Source organism: Ideonella sp. FW305-24, assembly GCF_058788035.1.
This window is the reverse complement of the sequence record NZ_JBYTAI010000012.1, coordinates 1-21,876: the sequence shown is the minus strand read 5'-3', so window position 1 is coordinate 21,876 and position 21,876 is coordinate 1. Positions and strand designations below refer to the sequence as shown.

Sequence of the window (21,876 nt, the reverse complement as noted above, 5' to 3'; positions counted from 1 at the left end):
CATGGCCGATCGCCACCTGGCCGCCTGGCCCACCGAAGCCGCACCCAGCCCCGAGCAGCGCGCGATGCGCGCCGCGCTGCAGGCCTTGCCTGCCGACGCGGCCTTGCCCTGGCGCGTGCTGCAGCTTGAAGTGCCCGCCACGCTGCGCGCCGATGCGCTGCAAGCCGCGTTGAATGCGCTGTGGCCAGCGCATGCGCAATGCGCGCTGTCGGCCCTGCCACGTCTGCAACAGGTGGACCTACCCGCGCTGCTGCAGCCCGCAGCGCAGCCCGGCGAAGGCCTGCGCGTGGGCTTGGCCGCAGGCCGGCTGCTGTTGGCCGCGCACCCGCTGTGGGCCGATGCGGGCAGCCTGCTTGCGCTGGCGCAGCAGCTGGCGGACGTTTGCGCTGGCGCGCTCGCGCCGGAAGTCGACAGCCTGTTCCAGTACCCCGCCTATGCCGAGTGGCGCCAGGCGCTGACCGAAGGCGAAGACGCCGCGCCAGGCCGCGCCTATTGGCAGCAGGCGCTGGCCGGCACCGAAACCTGGCCCGCAGCACATCCGGCCCAGCGCGGTGATGCCTCGGCAGAACACGCCGCGGTCGCCACGCTGAGCGCCACGCAATCTGACGCCATCGCCGCCGCTGCCGGGTCGGCCGGCATGTCGCACTGCGATTGGCTGCAGGCCGCCTGGTGGTCGCTGCTGGTGCGGCTGGCAGGCTTCGAGCCGCGGCTTGCGCACTGGCAACACGACTGCCGCGACGACTACGACGTGATGCAGGGGGCCGTCGGCCTGTTCGACAAGCCGCTGCCGCTGCGGCTGGACGCGAGGGCAGACGAGTCATTTGCCGGCTGGCTGCTGCGCTGGCAGGCCGACGCTGCCGCCCACCTCGCCGCGCAGGAATACTGGCCGGTGCAGGCGCCGCCATCGCAGGTGCATCTCGCCGCGGGTTTTGCCGGCCACACGCTGCCGGCCCTGGCCAGCGGCTGGCGTGTGCTCGCGCTGCAAGGCGACTGGCCTGGCAGCACGCTGGGCCAGCAGGTGCTGTGGTCGCCAGCCGGTGCGAAGTTGACGGTGCGGGCGCAGGCGGCGTGCGATGCGCAGGTGCTGCTGGCGCAATGCCAGGCCTGGATCGCTGCCTTGCTCGCTGAGCCGGCCACAGCGCTGGCCGAGCTGAACCCGCTGAGCGTGGCGGATCAACAGGCCCACGCCGCGCTGCAAGGCCCGCCCGCTGTGCCTTGCGCGCAGGGTGTGGACGCACTGTGGATGCATTGGGCCGAGCACACGCCGGACGCACCGGCGATTGAGGCCGATGGTGGCCAACTCAGCTACGCCGAACTGGCTGCGCAGGTGCGCCAGGCCGCTGCCGCGATGGTGCAGGCCATGCAGCCTGCCGCGCCCGGCGAGCAGCGCCCATTGAGACCTTCAAGATTCGTGACACAGCCCCCCGTTCGGGCTGAGCCTGTCGAAGCCGGCGGGTGCCTCGACGCAAGCCCTTCGACAGGCTCAGGGCGAACGGATCCAAAACTGTCTCAAACAAGGGAGACCTCAATCGTCGCGCTGATGCTGCCGCGCTCGCCAGCGTTGCTCGTCGCGATGCTGGCCGCCTGGCAAGCCGGTGCGGCCTACCTGCCGCTGGACCCAGAATGGCCGGCCGCGCGCCGCGCTGCGGTGCTGGCCGAGGCCCGCCCGGCACTGTTGGTCAGCGACACGCCGCAGCCCGGTGCCGACTGTCCGGTGACGAGCTGGGCCGCGCTGATGGCCGGCCCCACATCCGCTGCGGCCCTGCCGCCGGGTCGTCAACCTCAAGACCTGGCCTACGTGCTCTACACCTCCGGCTCCACCGGCCGGCCCAAGGGCGTGATGATTTCGCACGGCGCCTTGTGGCATTACGTGGCCGGCGTGGCGCAGGCGCTGGACCTGGCCGGCCCGCAACGCTGGGCGCTCACCGGGACGGTCGCGGCGGACCTGGGCAACACGGCGCTGTTTGGTGCCTTGTGCCACGGCGGCTGCCTGGTCATCGCAACGCCAGAGCAGATGCAGGACGCCGCGCACTTCGCGCGTTTCCTGGCAACCGGTCGCATCACCGCGCTGAAGATCGTGCCTTCGCACCTGCAGGCCTTGCTGGAAGGCGAGCAGCCACTGCTGCCGGCGCGCATCGTGCTCGGCGGCGAGCCGGCGCCGCGTGCGCTGCTGGCGCGCATCGCTGCGCTCTCGCCGGCCACGCGGATTGCCAACCACTACGGGCCGACCGAGGCGACAGTCGGCGTGATGGTGCATGCCTGCCCGCCCGGCGCGCCCTGGCCCGAGCGCCTGCCGCTGAGCCAGGTGCTGGCCGGCAGCGTCGTGCGGGTGCTGGACCGCCAGCGCCGGCCGGTGCCCATCGGTGCGGTCGGCGAGCTGTTCATCGGCGGCGCGCAGCTCTGCGACGGCTACCTGAACCGCCCCGAGCTGAACCTGCTGGACGGGCCCGACAGCGTGTTCATCACCGACCCGCTTCAGCTCGGCCAGCGCCTCTACCGCAGCGGCGACCTGGCCTGCCTGCTGCCCGAAGGCGGCCTGCGCCTGCTCGGCCGGGCAGACGACCAGCTGAAGATCCGCGGCTTCCGGGTGGAGCCGGCCGAGACCGAAGCTGCGTTGCGCGCGCAAGCCGGTGTGCGCCAGGCCGCCGTGCTGGGCCTGGCCGACGCCACGGGCCAGACCGTGCTGGCTGCCTTCGTCGTCGCTGAAACCGGTGTCACGGCCAACGGCCTGCGCGAGGCGCTGGCCGCCGCGTTGCCCGCAGCGCTGCTGCCGGCCCAGTGCCACCTGCTGGCCACGCTGCCGCGCCTGGCCAACGGCAAGCTGGATCGCCAGGCGCTGGCCGCGATCGCGCGCCAAGCCGAAGCCGCACCTGCCTCGCCGCAGCGTGCACCGCGCGATGCCGTCGAGGCCTTGCTGGCCGCCGGCATGGGCGAGCTGCTGGGCCGCGGTGCGTTGGGCGTGGAAGACGATTTCTTCGACCACGGCGGCCACTCGCTGCTGGTGATCCGCCTGGTGGCCCGCCTGCGCAAGCAGCTCGCAGTGGAAGTGCCGCCGGCCTGGGTTTTCGACCACCCGAGCGCCGCCGCGCTGGCCGCGGCGCTGCAGGCGCGCGAGGACGCGGACGAGCTGCTGCAGCGCGCCCAGGCCCTGCAGCCCGCCTGAGTTCCCACCCCAAGTGCCTTCGACATGACCCTGCCGCCCCACGCCCATCCCCTGTCCTTCGGCCAGCAGCAGCTGTGGTTGCTGCAGCAGCTCGCGCCGGGGCAGACGGCCTACAACCTGCCGCGCGTCTTCACGCTGGACGGTGTGCTGGACGCCGATGCGCTGGCCCGCGCCTTCCAGGCCGTGGTCGACCGGCATGCCGTGCTGCGCACCCGCTTTGCCGAGCATGGCGGCCGGGTGCTGCAATGGGTGCAGCCCTCGCTGGCCTTCACGCTGCAGCGGCAGGACTTGCGTGCGCTGGCCGGCGGGGCGCAGCAGGCCGCGCTGCAGGCTTCGGTGCGCGAGCTGGCACTGCATGTCTTCGACCTGGCCCAGGCGCCGGTGATGCAGGCGCGGCTGGTCCAGCTGCACGAGACCCGCCATGTGCTGGTCTTCTGCCTGCACCACATTGCCTCGGACGCCGGCTCCAATCCCGTGCTGGCCACGGACCTGGCCGAGGCTTACCGGCAGGCCCGCCAGCAGCCAGGCGCCGTGGCGCTGCCGCCGCTGCCCTTGCAATACACCGAGCACGCCACGCAGCAACGCGAAGCCCTGCAAGGCGAAGCGCTGGCCGCGCGGCTGGCGCACTGGAACGCCTACCTGGGCGCCGAAGTGCCGGCGCTGGCGCTGCCCACCGACCATGCACGCCCCGCCTTGCCGCGCTTCGAAGGCCGCGCGCTGGGCTTTGCATTGCCTACGCCGCTGTGCCTGGCGCTGCGCGAGTTCTGCCGCGCCGAGCGCTGCACGCCGTTTGTCGTGCTGCTCACCGCCTGGCAGCTGTTGCTGGGCCGCTGGAGCGGGCAGCAGGACTTCGCCATCGGCGTGCCGCATGCCGGCCGTGACGACGAGGCCTTGCAAGGCCTGATGGGCTTTTTCGTCAACACGCTGGTGCACCGCGTGCGGCTCAGCCCCGCGGCCAGCCTGCGCGACATCTGCCGCCGCGTGCGCGCCGATGCGTTGGACGCGCTGGCCCATGCCGACCTGCCGTTCGAGCTGCTGGCCGCGCAGCGTAGCGAGCGCCGCGAGCCGGGCCGCAGTCCGCTGTTCCAGGTGATGCTGGGCGTGCAGATGGCGCAGTCCGCCACGCTGGCGCTGGACGGTTTGCAGGCCGGTTTCATCGAGTTCGACGACAGCGGTGCCAAGTTTGACCTGTCGCTGGATTTCTACATCGGGGCAGACGGCGTGCAGGGCCGGCTGGAGTACAGCAGTGCTCTGTTCGAGCCCGCCACCGCGCAGTGGCTGGCCGGCGCCTTCGAGGCGGTGCTAGGCCAGCTGCTGCACGCGCCCGAACAACGCTACGGCGCGCTGCACCTGGTCGACGAGCCGCAGCTGGCCCAGCTTGCCCGCTGGGGCGACGGCGGCCCGGCCATGCCCGGCACGCAGCCGGTGCACCAGCAAATTGCTGCGCAGGCCCGCGCCACGCCAGCCGCGATCGCACTGGTGATGGCAGGCGAGGGCGGCGAAGCACAGTCGCTGCGCTACGACGCACTGGAGGCCCGCGCCAACCAGCTCGCCCATGCGCTGCTCGCAGGCGGCCTGCAGCCCGAGCAGCGGGTCGGCGTGGCGATGCCGCGTTCGCTGGAACTGGTGATCGCGCTGCTGGCGGTGCTGAAAGCCGGCGCCGCCTTTGTGCCGCTGGACCCGACATTGCCGGCCGAGCGCCTGGCCTACATGGCCAAAGACAGCGGCGTGGCCCTGGTGCTCACGCTGCCCGGCCAAAGCCCGCCGGCGCTGGCTGCGTTCCCGCAACGGGCGGTGAGCGCCACGCTGGCCGCCACAGGCCCCACGCACGATCCCGCGCTGCCGGTGCACGCGGCGCAACTGGCCTACGTGCTCTACACCTCCGGCTCCACCGGCCGGCCCAAGGGCGCGGCCAATGTGCACGGCGCGCTGCACAACCGGCTGGCCTGGATGCAGCAGGCTTACCCGCTGGCGGCGGGCGAAACCGTGCTGCAGAAAACCCCCATCGGTTTCGACGTCTCGGTCTGGGAATTCTTCTGGCCCTTGACCATCGGCGCGCGCCTGGCGTTGGCCGCGCCCGAGGCGCATCGCGAGCCGGCCCGGCTGGCCGAGGCGATTCGCCGGCACGCGGTGAAGACGCTGCACTTCGTGCCCTCGATGCTGCAGGCCTTCCTCGCTGACGAGGCGGTGGCGCGCAGTTGCACCGGCGTTCGCGACATCGTCTGCAGCGGCGAAGCCTTGCCGGTCGAACTGCAGCGCCGCCTGGCCGCCTGCCTGCCGCAAGCCCGCCTGCACAACCTCTACGGCCCGACCGAGGCCGCCATCGACGTCACCCAGTGGACCTGCCGGCCCGAGGACGCGGCGTTGGCCCGCGCCGTGCCGATTGGCGCACCCATCGCCGGCCTGCGGCTGCGTGTGCTGGACGCCGACCTGAACCCGGTCGCCCCCGGCGCTCCGGGCGAGCTGTTCCTCGGCGGCGTAGGCCTGGCCCGTGGCTACCTCGGCAAGCCGGCGCTCAGCGCCGAGCGTTTCATTGCCGACCCGCTGGCCGCAGACGGCGAGCGCCTCTACCGCACGGGCGACCTGGTGCGACACCGTGAGAACGGCCAGCTCGAATACCTCGGCCGGCTGGACCACCAGCTCAAGCTGCGTGGCCAGCGCATCGAACTGGGCGAGATCGAGGCGCAGCTGCTGAGCCAGCCTGGCGTGCGCGAAGCCGTGGTGGTGGCACTGCCGGCCGCCGGAGCGCCCGCCGGCGCCGCGCCGGAGCGCCTGGTCGCCTACCTCGCGCCCGAGATGGCGGGCGACGCCGTTGCCGCCCACCAGGCCGCGCTGGCCCGTGTGCTGCCGGCCTACATGCTGCCGGCGCGCTTCGTCACGCTGCCGCGTTTGCCACTGAATGCCAACGGCAAGATCGACCGCAAGGCCTTGCCCGAACCACAGGCACCAAGCGGGGAGGGCACCGGCGGCGCGCCGCTGCAGCCAGGCGAGGCCGCGCTCGCCAAGGTCTGGGCCGAGGTGCTGAACCTGCCGGTGGCCCAGCTGGGCCGGGACGCCAACTTCTTCGACCTCGGCGGCCACTCGCTGCGCCTGGTCGCGCTGCAGGCCGCGCTGAAGCAGCAGCTTGGCTTGCAGGTGCCACTGGTCGAGCTGTTTGCCCACACCACCATCGCCGCGCTGGCGGGGCACCTGGTCGCGCGCGAGCAACCCGCCGCCAGCAGCGCGCTGCAGACCGCGGTTGGCGACGCGGCCCGCCAGCGCGAGGCCTTGATGCGCCGCCGCCGTGCCGCCGCAGCAGGAGCGCTGCGATGAGCGAGTCCATTGACGTGGGCCAGATGGGCGAGATGGACATCGCCATCGTCGGCCTGGCCGGGCGTTTCCCCGGCGCGCCGGACCTGGCCACCTTCTGGCAGAACCTGCGGGACGGCGTCGAGTCGGTGCAGCGCTTCAGCGACGAGGCCTTGCGCGCGCAAGGCGTGCCCGAGGCCTTGCTGGCCGACCCGGCCTATGTGAAGGCCGGCGTGGTGCTGGAAGGCATGGCGCTGTTCGACGCCGGCTACTTCGGCCTGGCTGCCGGCGAGGCCCAGCGCCTGGACCCGCAGCAGCGTGTGTTCCTCGAAACCGCCGCGCACGCGCTGCAGCACGCCGGCTACGACGGCCCGTCGCGCCCGGTGCGCACGGGCGTTTACGCCGGCAGCAGCGCCAACCAGTACGTCTGGCGCCAGCTGCTGCCGGCCGGCGCGTTGGCCGACGAGGCCGCATTGCCCGCGCTGCTGAACGGCAACGACAAGGATGCGCTCGCACTGCGCACCGCCTACACGCTGGACCTGCGCGGCCCAGCCATCTCGGTGCAAACGGCCTGCTCCACCTCGCTGGTGGCCGTGCACCTGGCCTGCCAGGCGTTGCTGAATTTCGAGGCCGATCTGGCGCTGGCCGGCGGCGTGTCGCTGAACCTGACGCAGGGACAGGGCTACCTCTATCAGCCCGGCGGCATCCGCTCGCCCGATGGCTGTTGCCGTGCCTTCGACGCGCAAGCCGCCGGCACGCTCAGCGGCAGCGGTGTGGGCGTGGTCGTGCTCAAGCGCCTGGCCGAGGCGCTGGCCGATGGCGACACGGTGCACGCCGTGATCAAGGGCTCGGCCATCAACAACGACGGCGCCGGCAAGGTCGGCTACACGGCGCCCAGCGTGGAAGGCCAGGCACGCGCCATCGTTGCCGCGCAGCGCGTGGCGGGCGTGGCGCCGGCCAGCATCGGCTACGTCGAGGCACATGGCACCGGCACGCCCATGGGCGACCCGATCGAGCTGGCCGCGCTGGCCCAGGCCTTTGCCGCGAACAGCGAAGGCCAGCCGGCCCGCGCCGCGCCCTGCGCCATCGGCTCGCTGAAGACCAACATCGGCCACCTGGACGCCGCCGCCGGCGTCGCCGGCCTGATCAAGACCGTGCTCGCGCTGCGCCATGCCACGCTGCCGGCCAGCCTGCATTTCGAGCGGCCCAACCCGCAGATCGACTTTGCCGCTGGTGGCTTCGAGGTCAACGCCCGCACCCGGCCCTGGCCGGCCGGCACCACGCCGCGCCGCGCGGGCGTCAGCTCATTTGGCATGGGCGGCACCAATGCGCACGTGGTGCTGGAGGAAGCGCCACCTCCCGTGCACGCAGCGCGTTCCGAAGGCTGGCAACTGCTGCCGTTGTCGGCCCGCAGCGCCACCGCGCTGCAACAGGCCCAGGCCGAGCTGGACGCCTGCCTGGCCGCACCCGGCGTACCGGCCGCGGCTGACGCTGCGTTCACGCTGCAGGCCGGCCGCCGCGCGCTGGCCCACCGGAGCGTGCGCCTGGTGCCGCCCGGCGCCAGGCCAGAGCAGGGCCAATGGCTGGCCGCCAGCCAGGTCGGCGCGCAGTCGCCCGAGCTGGTCTTCCTGTTCCCAGGCCAGGGCGCGCAGCATCTGCAGATGGGCCGCGCGCTGTATGCGCATGCCCCCCTGTTTCGCAGCCTGGTGGACCAATGCGCCGAGCAATTGCGCCCGCGCCTGGGCCTGGACCTGCGCGACTGCCTGTTCCCGTCCGCCAGCGACGAGCGCGTGGCCGCCGAGACCCTGGCCCAGACCGCGCTGACCCAGCCAGCGCTGTTTGTCGTCGAATACGCCATGGCCAGGCTGTGGATGAGCTGGGGCCTGCAGCCCACGGCCATGCTGGGCCACAGCGTGGGCGAATACGTGGCCGCCTGCCTGGCGGGCGTGTTCAGCCTGGAAGACGCTTTGGCGCTGATCGCCGAACGCGGCAGGCTGATGCAGGCCTTGCCCACCGGCGCGATGAGCGCGGTGGCGCTGGCCGAATCCGCGCTGCCGCCCGAAGTGCTGGCGCAGGGCTGCAGCCTGGCGGCGGTGAATGCCGAAGGCCTGTGCGTGCTGGCCGGGCCGGTGGCATGCATTGCCGCGGCCGAGCAGTTGTTGCAGGCAAGAGGTGTGGCCGTGCGGCGGCTGCAGGTCTCGCATGCCTTCCATTCGGCGATGGTCGAACCTGCGCTGCCGGCCTTCGAGGCCGCGCTGGCGCGGGTCTCGCTGCACCCGCCGCGCCTGCCTTTCATCTCCAACCTCAGCGGCCGTTTCATCACCGCCGAAGAGGCCACCAGCCCGGCCTACTGGGTGCGCCATCTGCGCGGCACCGTGCGCTTTGCCGATGGGCTGGACAGCTTGCTCGCCGCGCCGGGCCGGCTGTTGCTGGAGGTTGGCCCCGGCGAAGTGCTGACCGGCCTGGCGCGCCGCCATGCCCGTGCCGGCGAAGCCGCCGCGCTGCTGGCCTCGCAGCCGCATCCACGCGAACAGGCGCAGGCCGAAGCCCACCTTGCCGGCACGCTGGCACGGCTGTGGCAAGCGGGTGCGCCGCTGGACTGGGACGCCTGCCGGCTCGCCGAGGCCAGGCCACGCCGCGTGCCGCTGCCCGGCTATCCGTTCGAGCGGCAGCGCCACTGGGTCGAGGCCGGTCCGGTCGCGTCGCTCTCGCCAGTCACCGCCGGCCCTCGCCCGCTGGACGACTGGTTCGAGGTGATGCGCTGGCAACGCGCCGAGCCGCAGTCCGCACCGGTGGCCCGGACCGCTGGCCCGGTGCTGCTGCTGGGCCAGCACAGCGCGTTCGACGAAACCCTCGCCGCGATGCTCAGCGAGGCAGGTCATGCCGTGCAGCGCGTCACGCCGTTCGAAGGCGATGCTGACACGCTGGCCAGCCTGCTGCAACACGCCGCCGCTGCCCACGGACCGCTGCAACACATCGTGCACACCGGCAGCCTGCCAGCCGCAGACGACGCGCAGGACGAAGCCGTCTTGCAAAACGGGCTGTACAGCCTGCTCGCGCTGGTGCGGGCGCTGCACCGCGCCGGCCCGGCGGTGCGGGCTGCGAAGCTGCGCATCACCGTGCTGGCCAGCCAGCTGGACGACATCACCGGCACCGAGCCGTTGCACCCCGCGAAGGCCGCGCTGCGTGGCCCGTGCGCGGCGCTGCCACAGGAGTGGCCGGACATCGAATGCCAGCTGATCGACGCGCTGGACCCGGCCGGTGACGCACGCGCGCAAGTCCAGCTGGCCGCGCAGGTGCTGGCCGAGCTGCAGTCGCCCGCGGCGCTGCCACAGCTGGCGCTGCGCGGCCCGCACCGCTGGGTGCAGCAGGCGGTCGCGGTCTCTCGCCCCAAGGCCGCGCCACCGCTGCGGCGTGGCGGCGTGTACCTGATCACCGGCGGCCTGGGCGGCATTGGCCTGGTGCTGGCCACGCACCTGGCGCGCCACTGGCAGGCCAGGCTGGTGCTGCTGGGCCGCACGGCCTTGCCGGCGCAGAGCGGCTGGCCGGCACTGTTGGCCAATCCGGCCACCCCCGCCGCGCTGCGCCTGCGCCTGCAGGCGCTCGAAACGCTGGCAGGCGAGGGCGGCGAATGGCTGGCGCTGCAAGTCGACGTGAGCGATGCGGCCCAGCTGCGCGGCGCGCTGCAGGCGGTGCGGCAGCGCTTCGGCACCGTGCACGGCGTGATCCATGCCGCCGGCCTGGCCGGCGGGGGTGTGATGGCCCAGCGCGACCCCGAAGCGGTGGCCGCCGTGATGGCACCCAAGCTCGGTGGTGCCCGCGCGCTGGCGCAAGCCTGGGACGGGCCGGCGCCGGACTTTGTCGCCCACTGCAGCTCGATGGCCGCGGTGGTCGGCGCCTTCGGCGATGCCGATTACGCAGCCGCCAACGCCTGCCTCGATGCCCATGCCCAGTGGCTGCGCCGCGAGCGCGGCTGGCCGGCCTGGTCGCTGCTGTGGGACAGCTGGCGCGAGGTCGGCATGGCCGCGCACCGCCACCCGGATGCCGCCGCCAGCCTCTCGCCCGCGCAAGGCGCCGAGGCCTTCGAGCGCGTGCTGGCGGGGGCGCCGGCGGCGGTGCTGGTCTCGCCGCAAGGCCTGGCCGCCAAGCAGGCCGCGGCGCGCTCGCTGGACTTCGGCGACGCGCTGCCTGTCGCCGCACCGCGTCGCTCGGCGGCTCATGCGCGCCCCGCGCTTGCTGTGCCGTTTGCAGCGCCCGAAGGCGAGCTGGAGCAGGCGTTGGCGGCGCTATGGGGCGAGACCCTGGGCTTCCACGGCATTGGCCGGCGCGACAGCCTGTTCGAGCTGGGCGGCGATTCGCTCACCGCCCTGCAACTGCTGACCCAGGTGCGCCAGCGCTTTGGCGTCACGCTGCATCCGGCCGAGCTGTTCACCGAACCCACTGTTGCCGGCCTGGCCGCGCTGGTGGAGCTGCGCCTGATCGAACAGATCGGCGCGGACCTTTCCTGAAGAAACGCCTTTTCGCATGAGCACCTTGGACAACATCGCAAACCGCCGCGCCAGCCTGACCCCCGAGCAGCAGGCCAGGCTGGCGGCGCAGCTCGCCGCGGGCCTGCGCGGCGATGCGGCGCCGGTGGCCGCCGGCATTCCGGCGCTGCAACTGGTGAGTGCGCCGCTGTCGCATGCCCAGCAGCGGCAATGGTTCCTGTGGCAGCTGGACCCGCAGGCCACGACCGCGCACATGGCCGAAGTGCTGCGCCTGCAAGGCGTGCTGGCCACGGCGGCGGTGCGCCAGGCGTTCCAGTCCCTGGTGGCCCGGCACGCTTCGCTGCGCACCGTGTTTGAGGCAGGTGAAGACTGCCTGGCGCAACAGGTGATCCAGCCTGAGATGGCGATTGAGGTGCCCCTGATCGACCACGTAGGCGAGGAGCCAGGTGCCGCCAGCGTGCAGGCCACGCTGCAGCGCCTGCTGCTCACGCCTTACGACCTGGCGCGTGGCCCGCTGCTGCGCGTGGCGCTGGTCCGCCTGGGGCCAGGGGACCACCTGCTGGTGCTGGGCATGCACCACATCGTGTCAGACGGCTGGTCCATGCAACTGCTGCTGCGCGAGTTCGGCCAACTGTATGCGGGGCAGGGTGCGCTGCCGGCTTTGCCCATCGCCTATGCCGACTACGCCGCCTGGCAAACCCGCTGGCTGGCCGCGGGCGAAACCGCGCGCCAACTGGCCTACTGGCACCAGCAGCTGGGCAGCGAACACCCGGTGCTGCAACTGCCGGCGGACCATCCTCGCCGCGCGGAAGCTGCCCACCGGCTGGCGCGCCTGGAACACCCGCTGCCACCGGCGCTGGTGCAGGGCTTGCGCCGCCTGGCGCAGCAGCAGGGCGGCACGCTGTTCATGGCCTTGCTGGCCGGGCTGCAGGCGCTGCTCTACCGCTACACCGGCCAGCGCGACATCCGCGTCGGTGTGCCCATCGCGAACCGCCACCGCGCGCAAACCGAAGGCCTGGTCGGCCTGTTCGTCAACACGCAGGTGCTGCGCAGCCAGCTGGATGGCCGGATGCGCCTGCACGAGCTGTTCGCCCAGGTGCGCGAGGCCGCGCTGGGCGCGCAGGCGCACCAGGACCTGCCGTTCGAGCAACTCGTCGAGGCCTTGCAGCCCGAGCGCCAGTTGGGCAGCAGCCCGCTGTGCCAGGTGATGTTCAACCACCTGCGCGCCGATGCCGGGGCGCGTCCTGTGCTGCCCGGCCTGGCAGTGCAGCCGCTGGACCTGGCGCTGGACAAGCCCGCCGTGTTCGAACTGAGCGTGACCGCGGTGGAGGACGAAAACGGCAGTGTTCGGCTGGACTTCGGTTACCCGCAAGAGCTGTTCGAGCGCGCCACCATCGCCCGGCTTGCCGAGCATGCCGAGGCGGTGCTGCGCGCCTTGGCCGAAGCACCCGAAAGCCGCCTCGCCGAACTGCCGTTGCCGCATGCTGACGAACAGGCCTGGCAAGCCGCCGCCCACAACCCGCGCCGCTTCGCCGATGCGCCGCCGCTGCACACGCTGATCACCCGCCAAGCCGCGGCCACGCCAGAGGCCATCGCGCTGCGCTGCGCTGGCCGCAGCCTGCGCTACGCCGAGCTGGAGGCCCAAGCCAACCGGCTGGCCCATGCGCTGGCCGCCCGCGGCGCCGGCCGCGAAACACTGGTGGCCATTGCCTTGCCGCGGTCCATCGAGATGGTCGTGGGCCTGCTCGCGATCGTGAAGACCGGCGCCGCCTACCTGCCGCTGGACCCTGGCCTGCCGCCCGAGCGCCTGGCGCTGATGCTGCGCGACAGCGGCGCCGCGCTGCTGCTGGCCACTCAGCCGGCACCACCGGGCGCGAACCTGCCCGTCTTGATGCTGCAGGACCTGGACCTCACGCACGGTCCCGCTCAAGCGCCGGCTCAGACTGTGCATGGCGAGCAACTCGCCTACGTGCTCTACACCTCCGGCTCCACCGGCCAGCCCAAGGGCGTGATGGTGCGGCATCACGCGCTGTCGCACTTCCTGCTCAGCATGCGCGACGAGGCACCCGGCCTGGGGCCGCAGGACGTGGTGCTGGCGCTGACCGCGCTGTCCTTCGACATTGCCGCGCTGGAACTCTGGCTGCCGCTGATCAGCGGCGCGCAAGTCGTGCTGGCCGATGCCGACACCTTGAGCGATGGCCGCGCGCTGGCGCAGCTGGTGGAAGCCAGCGGCGCCACCGTGGTCCAGGCCACGCCTTCGGGCTGGCGCCTGCTGCTGGCCGCCGGCTGGCCCGCGAGTGGCCAGGCCAGGCTGAGAGCCTTGTGCGGCGGCGAGGCGCTGCCGCCGGACCTGGTCGCTTCGCTGCAGGCGCTGGGCGTGTCGCTGTGGAACCTCTACGGGCCGACCGAAACGACGATCTGGTCCAGCGCCGAGGCCGTGCCGCCGGGTGGCGAACCCGGCATCGGCCACGCCATTGCCGGCACCACACTGCAGGTGCTCGATGCGGACCTGCAGCCCGTGCCGCTGGGCGCCGCCGGCGAGCTGTACATCGGCGGCGTGGGCCTGGCCCGCGGCTACCTGCAGCGCCCCGGCCTCAGCGCCGAGCGTTTCATCGCCGATCCCTCTGGCCACCATGGCGCGCGCCTCTACCGCACCGGCGACCTGGTGCGCGCCAGCGCCGATGGCCGGCTCGCCTACCTCGGCCGCAGCGACCAACAGGTCAAGCTGCGCGGCTTCCGCATCGAGCTGGGCGAGATCGAAGCCCAACTGCTGGCCCAACCCGGCGTGCGCGCCGCAGTGGTCATGGCCCGCACAGGCCCCACCGGCCTGCGCCTGGTGGCCTACATCGCGCATGGCGGCGAGCCGCTGGGCGACGCGATGCTGCGCACGGCTCTGGCCCGCGTGCTGCCCGAATACATGCTGCCCTCGGCCCTGGTGCAACTGCCCACGCTCCCGCTGAACGCCAACGGCAAGGTCGACCGCCACGCCTTGCCCGAACCCGGCGCTGCGCTCGACGCCGCTGCCCACGAGGCACCCGAAGGCGACACCGAACAGGCGCTGGCCACGCTCTGGCAAGACCTGCTGGGTCGCCCTCGCGTGGGCCGCCGTGATCATTTCTTCTCGCTTGGCGGCCATTCGCTGCTGGCCGTGCAACTCGTCGCGCGCCTGCAGCAAGACGGCCATGCAGACGTGGCGCTGAAGGACGTGTTCCGGCTGCCGGTGCTGCAGGACCTGGCTGCGCACCTGGATGGCCTGCGAACTGCCGCGAGCAGGCAAGGACGAGATGCCGATCAGGCGCTGGCCGCGATGGATGCGTTTTTGGATAGTCTGGCTTGAACGGCTGCGTCAGGCTGGCCGCAGTCGCTGGGTTTGTGCTTCCGGCGACCGCTGTCGCTGCATAGAAGTCCTCCGGTCAGTACCGGTGCAGTAGTTAGCGCTGGCAAGCGTGCTGGTCAATCGTGGCCAGCGCCTACGCACATAGCTCGAATTCTCGGTCGCGATTCAGGGACGGCCCAGCGAGGTCTTCATAGCAGCGAAGGCTTGCTCATACGCTTCGTCCTCATCTTTGGGCCAGTTCTGACGTTCCGTCATGCACCAAGTGAGCCTAGCTTCGAGGCTGCCCATGAGCGACTCCAACTTGGTCAAGACCTCCGAATTGTTGTTGAAGGTCTCCAGCCCATTCAAGAGAACTGCAGAAATCGGATAAGCCGATCGATGGGCCTTCGCAAGGACTTCATCTGCAAAGTTCAAAATCGCCAGTCCAGGAACCTCATCCTTTCTAAAGGCGTCCGTACGCAGGAGGTGCGCGATTCGCGCATATTTTGGAATCTCCCAGAACAGCTCCTTCGCCGCTCCATAACGGGCGTAGAGATGGGAGAGCTTCTGTGACTCCATCGCGTCGGCGGTAATTAGCTTCAACTGCGCTAACGACGAAAGTTGAATATTTGAGCTGTACGCCGCCTCAACCGCACCACTCTGGAAGCTTGACTCAGACATCATGATTCCGCGGTCAGCACCAACGTCTTCAACGATTGTTCTTAGCTGCAATACGTGCCCCTTCGGTACTGCCGACTTCCAATCTTTGCATTCGATGAGCCAGAACAACGGAAATCCGACATGCTTAGAACGAACAACAACGTCAACGTCGTGAGACGTCCGGACGCCCTTCAGGGCTACATCCGTCCCTGCGTCAAACCCAAACTGACGAAAGAAGGACGCCACGTCCTCTTGGTACTGCCTCCAATGAGGAAGAGTAGACATACGATGCAAAAGCTCCCCTTGAGTGAAAAATAGAAGTTATCGACCGCACAGCGCAACAACATAAGTCTGCTCAGGCTGCCAAGCGATGCTCGTAATACGGGCGTTCCCTATCATCAAGGATCGCGTATTGCGCAGCCAAGTCCTTCGGATCAGGTTTGAGCTACTTCATCACGTTTTACCGGCGGATCGGGATGATGCACCTGTCGTGGCCCGCATCGGCTAGCTCCTGAGGCGGTACATCCGTCACGAACGCAAAGGACAATAGATCGGGTTCGTCCCCTTTCGGCGCCGTCCAATGGGACCAGACACAAGTTACCAGCATGTTCTGTCCCGACACCACCTGTGCCGGTCCAAGTTGACTGAGTCAGGACGGGCCGGACTAGGCTGATCTGAGTCACTCAGGCCTAGCTCGTTGAACGTCGGCATCGGCTGTCACGGGTCATTCGACGATCACCCCCACTAGCGGGGACTCGACCGGGCGGCCCACCGCCAGCCGGCCGCGAGTGGCCAAAGCTGGAGGATACGAAGCGCTCCCACTTGTTCGCAGCCGCGCCTCCGGGCAGGCGCAGCAATGCGCGGACTTTCAGGTATTGAGATCTCCCACATCTAGAGCGAGCAGGGCCGCGTCGAAAGCCTTGTCGCACCCCCCGGCTAACCACTTAAAGTGAGCGCGCAGCGTCCCGTGGGTGGACCGCGCTAGCCTTTCCTCTTTGTCCTTCTCAGTGACCGAGCTGTGAGCCCTCAGCGTGCTCCGCAGTCCGTGCAGCCTTGAAAGCGGCGAGAGCGTGGTCTTGGCCTGGTCCTCGGTCATTCCGGCGGCGACCAGAATCGCGCCCAGAACCCGGAGCGACGCCCAGCTGGATTCTGCTTTCGCGCCCTTGTCTTCGAGAACCTTGCGCAGTGGCTTGAGCTGGAACCCTTCGACGACCAGTTGGTCAAGAGCCATGATCTCGTTGGCCCACTCAAACGTCGAATCGGTTGCCGGATAGCGGGAGGCATCGAGATGCTCGGAACTCCGTGGCAGCCACCATGTGGGCGGCGTGTCGTTGAGCTTTCCGATCTTGTATTTCAGGAGGTGGAGCGGGTCGTACTCCGAGCTGAACTCGCCCATGATGTCGTTTTCGTGCGCGCGCTTTGAGATCGGGCCCTTTGGCCATTCATTGAACGATTGCCAGTAACGCTGCTCTTCAATCGGCAGGCGTGCGAGATCGCCAATATACGCATGCACTTGTCCCGCTTCGTTGATGTCGTAGCCCTTCAGATACCACGCGTTTCGACAGCTGATCGTGCGGTCATCAAGGGTGTACTTCTCGGGGTCGGACTTGAAGCGGTGCAGGACATCCGGCCGGAAGAAGGCCGGCGATATCTCCCATGGAAGGTCTGATTCCTGGAAGTAGTTGGAGAGGAACTCGGGAGCGCAGGACGTTTCGACCTCGACGCCGTTCTTGCGGTCGAAGATCTTGAAAGTCGCGTACTCGCGCTTGGTCGGGTTCGACTCTTCTTTCCAATCGTCGATCAGCTGCTGCAGCGGGATGGCGGAGCGGACAATCATCCGGCCGTTCACGTAGCTGGCATTGGCGATGCCACCACCGTGATAGAAGAGGTCAGGAGCCCTTCGGTCAATTCGGTCGTGATCGCCCCAGCCGTTGAAGCTGCCCGGGGCAAAGCGTGTGAAGTCGAACAGGAACACCAGCGCCATATCCGCCAGCGTCATGTACGTCGAAAGATCTCTGGCGAGGATTGTTACGGCCGTGAGGGTTTCGCGGCCGTTTTCGAGCTCGGCACGCAGGACGCGGATCACGTCTTCGATGTCGCCGCGCTCATCGAGCCGGCTGTAGGCATTGCGCTCGGGCACGAAGTGCAGGCCGAGCGAGTGCACCAGCTTCTGGTTCAACTCGACAGGGCTTTCGCCCTTCTGCACGCCTTCGAACGATCGGCGGAAGATCAGCTTCTCGCCGCCAGAGAGTGACTTGCCCGCGTGCCTCAGCGGCGGCTCAAGGTAGACCTTGTGCCCTTCACCGCCTCCGTAGCTCTTCTGGATTACCCAGCTCTCGTCAGTCTGGACAAAGCCGCGCATCAGATCTTCCTGGTCCGCAGGCGTCACCTGCTTAACGGGCGCGAGCACGCCGTGCATCAGGACGGCCGGCCCGCTCGCGTAGATGACGATTTCCTCGCCCTGCGCATTCGCCTTGAGGAACGCGACCGAATCTTCCGCGCCGACGAGCCAGTTGGTGGCGTCGTCAGTTGGAGCCTGCGCGAGTGCCTTGAGCGTCGCCATGTTGAATCGACGAGTCATATGGAAGCAGCCTTTGTGGTCAGGGCACGATGGGGTTGCTTGATTTGCCAGGCTCAAGGCAGGCGACCGTGAAGAGCTCGGTCTTTAGCCAAGAATCCAACGTCGAAATTCTCACAAAGTGGGTCGGCACCGAGTACGGCGGGTGAACCATCCAGTAGTAGATGTCCCTGCTGACGTATAGCTCGACATAGCCCTCCGAAGCATTGGCGGGCTTCGGCCACCCTAGGAGCTCAAGCATCCGGGTCCGGTGCTGCTTCAAGAAGGCTCCTCTGCGGAGCACCTTTCCGATCTGACCCTTGTCGTCCTCCTTGCGCCCAAAGATCTTGTCGCGAATCCGGCGACCGTCCTTCATTGTGTAGGCCGGCTGGTTGTACTTGCACTCGACCGCGACCAAGAGATTGTGGTCGGGCCAATACGCGAGAACGTCGAAGTCGCCAACATCTTCGAATCCTTCGGCTCGAAACTTCCGGTAGAAGTCGATGCCCCGCGCGACATACGGGGTATGCCGGCGGAAAATCTCTTCACCGCGGAGCTCAAGCCGCTTCTCGATGCTTGCCTTCACCTGCCGAACGGCGGGTTCGATGTTGGGCCAACCGAAATCGGCGGGCAGGTAGCCATCGCGCACCGACGACATCCAATTGAACATGCAGCGACTTGCCGCCTCCGCGCCCCAGCGCAATTCATCACCGACCTGCACCAGTGGACGGATGGCGTATCGGTGAACACGCTTGCTATGCTCCCAGTAGGGCACCTCCTCCTCTTGGATGTCCCGGCCGGCGAGCCGCAGAAGCCCGGTCTCTGAGAGGGTCAGGAAGGCAACGATGCGCTCTGCCTTCTCCTGTCCAAGGTCCTTGATCTCGGAGGCAAGCTTCTCTGCCAGTTTGTCTGAGCTGGCGCCGTAGGAAAGCGACAGCTCCTCGGCGAAACCGTGGTGCTGGGCTTGGGCCAGCACGGATATGGACGTGAACAGGTCCGACAGGTTGAATGCAAGGTCGGTCTCAAAAGCGTTGTTGAAATCGGCTGACTCCAACAGTGCCTCCGACTCACCCTCGACTTCGTCCTTGCGGTTTTCGCCTAGACCAAGTCGTGTCTTGGCGTACTCACGCGCGAACCGAATCTCCCGGTCGTTGGAACCGTCGGAGTAGAAGACCCCCGGGATGAACGAATCGTTGATGGTGATGCCTGCAACGTCGACCCCGTTGTGGAGGATGTCGCTTGCTCCTGCAAGCGACATGAGCCAGTCAACTTTGCCCACCAGTTCGCGCAACACATCGGGAGTGGCTTTGCCGGGTCCAGATGCCTGGCTGCTGACGGCCTTCTCCAACAGGTATCGATAGTGACGAGCTAAAGTGCCGTACTGCTTGCGCGCTTCTTCAACAGCGTCAACTCGGTCGTAGTCCACCTCGTGAGACAGGCTCTGGCGGGCTCTTTCAATCCGCCCTCGCTCGGTGGCTAGAAGCGCATCGTGCTGTTCGATGCAAGCTCGAATCAGCTGAAGCCGGTCGAGCTGAGCGAGCTGCCCTTCGATGCGAAGCCTGAATTGGGCGCCGGCCAGGTCAATTTTCTCTTTGGCCTCTGACAGCGCGTATCGGCCAGGTGCCAAGCCCAGGTCTCGGATCACCTCAGCGAGTTGCTTGCGAGCCAGTTTGTAGTCCGACATCCTCGGCATGATCACCGATGGGTGGTCGGGGACGTCGACGCGCCGAGTGGCAACTCGCAGCGTGTATCGAGCGAGCTTACCTGCCGTTGAAAGAACTGTTCCCTCCAGCCGCTCCGGCAGCGCCATGCCCAGGGCGTCGTGGCTCTTGCGAATCGCTTCCGCAAGGCACTGCACCTCGAAACTCCCGTCGGTAGCGTCGGTCAATCCTGCGAGCACCGCACGGACATCGACATCAAGGTGAATGACTGCGGCTCGGCCGAAGCTTCCTTCGGCAGCACTTACGACCGTGAGCGCCCTCTTAGCAGTGCCCGAGTCTGCTTCGCCATCGCCAACGATGGTGCTGGACGCGCTGCTTTCGCAGACGAACAGAACATGGTCCAGCTGGAACAGTGGCGCGGCAGCAAGCAGCCCACGGCACCTGAAAGAGCTGTCGGCGAGGATCTGGATGAACAGGTCGACCATGCGCCCGTCTTCCAAGTCCAGGTCGTCCTTGATTTCCAGCAAGGCTTGAACGGTGCAATCGCCGACGAGAGTGGAGTAGGCGATGACCTCGCGGCCGCGCGAACTCATTTCGATGACGCCTTCGGTCCCTTCGCTCAATTGCCAGCTAGGTGTTTGATCGGGAAAGACGCGAGGAGCCCGTGCCCAAAATTTAGCGAGCACCTTGAAGCGCCAAGAGGTGCCCCAACTCGGGTCGAGGCTGATCATCGTGGGCTCGACGGCGCCATCAACCAGAACTTCGTCGGTGTCTTTGAACGAAGCGAATAGATCGGCAGGACCGCGAGAGAACGGAGTCAGGGCCGACCGCTGCCCATCGCAAAAAACCCAATAGCGCTGCAGATCCTCCAGATCCGTGAGGCTGTCGAAGATGGTGATGAGATCCGCAAGCGGTAGGAGGCGCAACGGTTCGTCCGGAAGGTTGAGGAGCCCTGCGGAGGTGGCCGCCAAAGTAGGCGCGAGGATGATGTGGAGATCGTCGGCTGACGGGCCGTTGACCCCATCCTCCGAAAGCAGGACCTCTGGACCTCCAACGATCTTGAAGCGAATGTTCTTTGCCTGCCGGGCCTTGGCCAGAACGGCGGCGGCAACCGCCGACTGCTTGTCGAGCAGTTCGTGATCGCAAGCGCAAATAAGGTACACACCTGTCGGTGCGGAGGTCACGCTACTGATGGGCAGCTCTTTGCATATCTCGCCGCCGAGAATCAGCATCACCGGTCCTGGCAGCGTGCCGCCAAAGCGCTCGAATACAAACTGTCCTAGCCTCTGGTGTACCTGAAGGCTGACGCCCGACGTGTTCTTCTTTGCCCAGTGGTCGACGACCGTCCCCGGAACGCTTCGTACCGCTATCGGGTACCAGGTCCCTCCGACGCTGACGCCCAAGAAGGGAACGGCATCGCCAGTGAATGCTGCGTTGCCGAACGATTCCCAGGTCAGTGGCGCCTTGTAGCCACCGACTTCCCCGTCGAGAGAGGTTCCGGCGCGCTGGCGCCAGGAAGCGCTCTGTTGACCGATGTTCTGCAGCACGTCCCTGCAAGAAAGCCAGAAATCTTCCGGGGGAAGCTCGACATGGCCAGGTTCCGCATCGACAACAGGGGACTGCGTGAGGTGTGGAATGGCTTCAATGATCAGTGCCTGCAGCGCGACGACCAAGTCCATCTGGGCCAAGGCGTCTGGCACATCGGCGTAGGTGATTCGAAAGGCCTCCATGAAGTCCGGCACTCGCTCGATGCTGCTGCCGTAGAAGATCGGTACGAACCGGCCGCCGAGGCTCACCTTGGTCTGTCCCCAATCCGCCTCAGGAGAGAAGTCTTCAAGGGTAGGAAAGTGGGGCCAGGCTGCATAAAGTATTTCGGCAAACTGTTGAAAGTCGGCATAGCTCTCGATTCTTCTACCGCCGCGTCCTTCGAGCGGGGTGTCCAGGAACACGCACCAGGCGAACGCATGTTTGACGTGACTGCCGGCATTTGCCGGCCAGAGCTCGGACACGCCGATCGCACGCGCTACGTCTGCGGCGTCGTACTGGCAGAAGAGGGCGCGGGCCTCCCTCACTTGGGCGAGGAAGGTGTCCTGCACCTGTCTGCGTTCGCCAAACCGGTCGCCCAAGCTGGTCATCTGGCGAAGTCGGAAATCAGGATCCTCCGCGTTCTTGGCAAGTCGACGCTCGCGCTTCTCTCTTGACTTTCTGCCCACGAGACCTCCTTGATGTTCTTGAAGACTCACCGGCTGGCGAGTTCTGGCTCTTACGGCGCGGCGGAGGCAATACTAGTCGCCGCAGCGCATATTCGCTGGAGAGTGCACAACGCTTGCTTGGAGGAAATGCTGGCCGCGCCTGCGCCCGGCCGTAGGGAACTACCGGCCGCAAGCTGGAAGGCAGCTCTGCAGCGTGAGCAGGCATGCGAGATGCAGAACCGAATGACAGCAGCCGCTGCGTTGCCGACATCCCGTCAGCTCCGATGGCGGCGAATCGGCCGCGTCGGGTCCCGCCGAAACCGGGCCGTTCTCCTGCGTCGATCCCTGGCTCGCTCCGGCGGCTGCCCACGCTTTAGCGCTGCCCCTGAAAGTCATCGAGCCCTAAACACCAGCCCCCGGCTTTCGTCTTGGATATGTCCAGTCACGTGTCTCGCGTGCCTGGGTCATTTCTTCGAAGACACAGCCGACCATGCCCGCTTCCACGCCGAATCTCGCTGCCGCTCAACGCATCGCCGAACGCTTTGCTGCCCT

The 21,876-nt window shown here is 68.1% G+C and carries 7 protein-coding genes and 1 pseudogene; 4 read left to right on the top strand and 4 right to left on the bottom strand.

Annotated elements, in window-relative coordinates:
• Position 1 precedes the first annotated feature (1 nt).
• The 4 genes from AC3WR5_RS25225 to AC3WR5_RS25210 are packed head-to-tail and all read left to right on the top strand — an operon-like array spanning position 2 to position 14,275.
• Positions 2-3,163: an amino acid adenylation domain-containing protein gene (locus AC3WR5_RS25225; protein WP_492488043.1), complete on the top strand. Its 3,162-nt coding sequence runs from the start codon at positions 2-4 to the stop codon at positions 3,161-3,163.
• A 24-nt stretch (positions 3,164-3,187) separates the two neighbouring features.
• Positions 3,188-6,475 carry an amino acid adenylation domain-containing protein gene (locus tag AC3WR5_RS25220; protein WP_492488041.1) on the top strand — a complete coding sequence of 1,096 codons (3,288 nt, stop codon included), beginning with the start codon at positions 3,188-3,190 and terminating at the stop codon, positions 6,473-6,475.
• Entirely contained in the window at positions 6,472-10,959 is a 4,488-nt protein-coding gene (locus AC3WR5_RS25215; RefSeq protein ID WP_492488040.1) for a type I polyketide synthase, read from the top strand. Before AC3WR5_RS25220 ends, AC3WR5_RS25215 begins: the two co-directional genes overlap by 4 nt.
• 16 nt (positions 10,960-10,975) lie before the next feature.
• Positions 10,976-14,275, top strand: coding sequence for an amino acid adenylation domain-containing protein (locus tag AC3WR5_RS25210; RefSeq protein ID WP_492488038.1), 3,300 nt, complete (start codon positions 10,976-10,978; stop codon positions 14,273-14,275).
• Positions 14,276-14,440: 165 nt separating this feature from the next.
• On the opposite strand, the gene AC3WR5_RS25205 is transcribed toward AC3WR5_RS25210, so the two are convergent.
• The 4 genes and pseudogenes from AC3WR5_RS25205 to AC3WR5_RS25190 form a co-directional block, all read right to left on the bottom strand.
• The gene (locus tag AC3WR5_RS25205; RefSeq protein ID WP_492488037.1) at positions 14,441-15,199 is read right to left on the bottom strand and encodes a restriction endonuclease; all 759 of its coding nucleotides are present in this window, start codon (positions 15,197-15,199) and stop codon (positions 14,441-14,443) included.
• Positions 15,200-15,269: 70 nt separating this feature from the next.
• Positions 15,270-15,530 (bottom strand): annotated as a pseudogene (locus tag AC3WR5_RS25200) (SOS response-associated peptidase family protein); the annotation flags it as partial.
• 252 nt (positions 15,531-15,782) lie between these two features.
• On the bottom strand, positions 15,783-17,477 hold the full coding sequence (locus tag AC3WR5_RS25195) for a hypothetical protein (RefSeq protein ID WP_492488035.1): 1,695 nt from the start codon (positions 17,475-17,477) through the stop codon (positions 15,783-15,785).
• Positions 17,478-17,514: 37 nt separating this feature from the next.
• Positions 17,515-21,267: a hypothetical protein gene (locus AC3WR5_RS25190; protein ID WP_492488033.1), complete on the bottom strand. Its 3,753-nt coding sequence runs from the start codon at positions 21,265-21,267 to the stop codon at positions 17,515-17,517.
• Positions 21,268-21,876 lie beyond the last annotated feature (609 nt).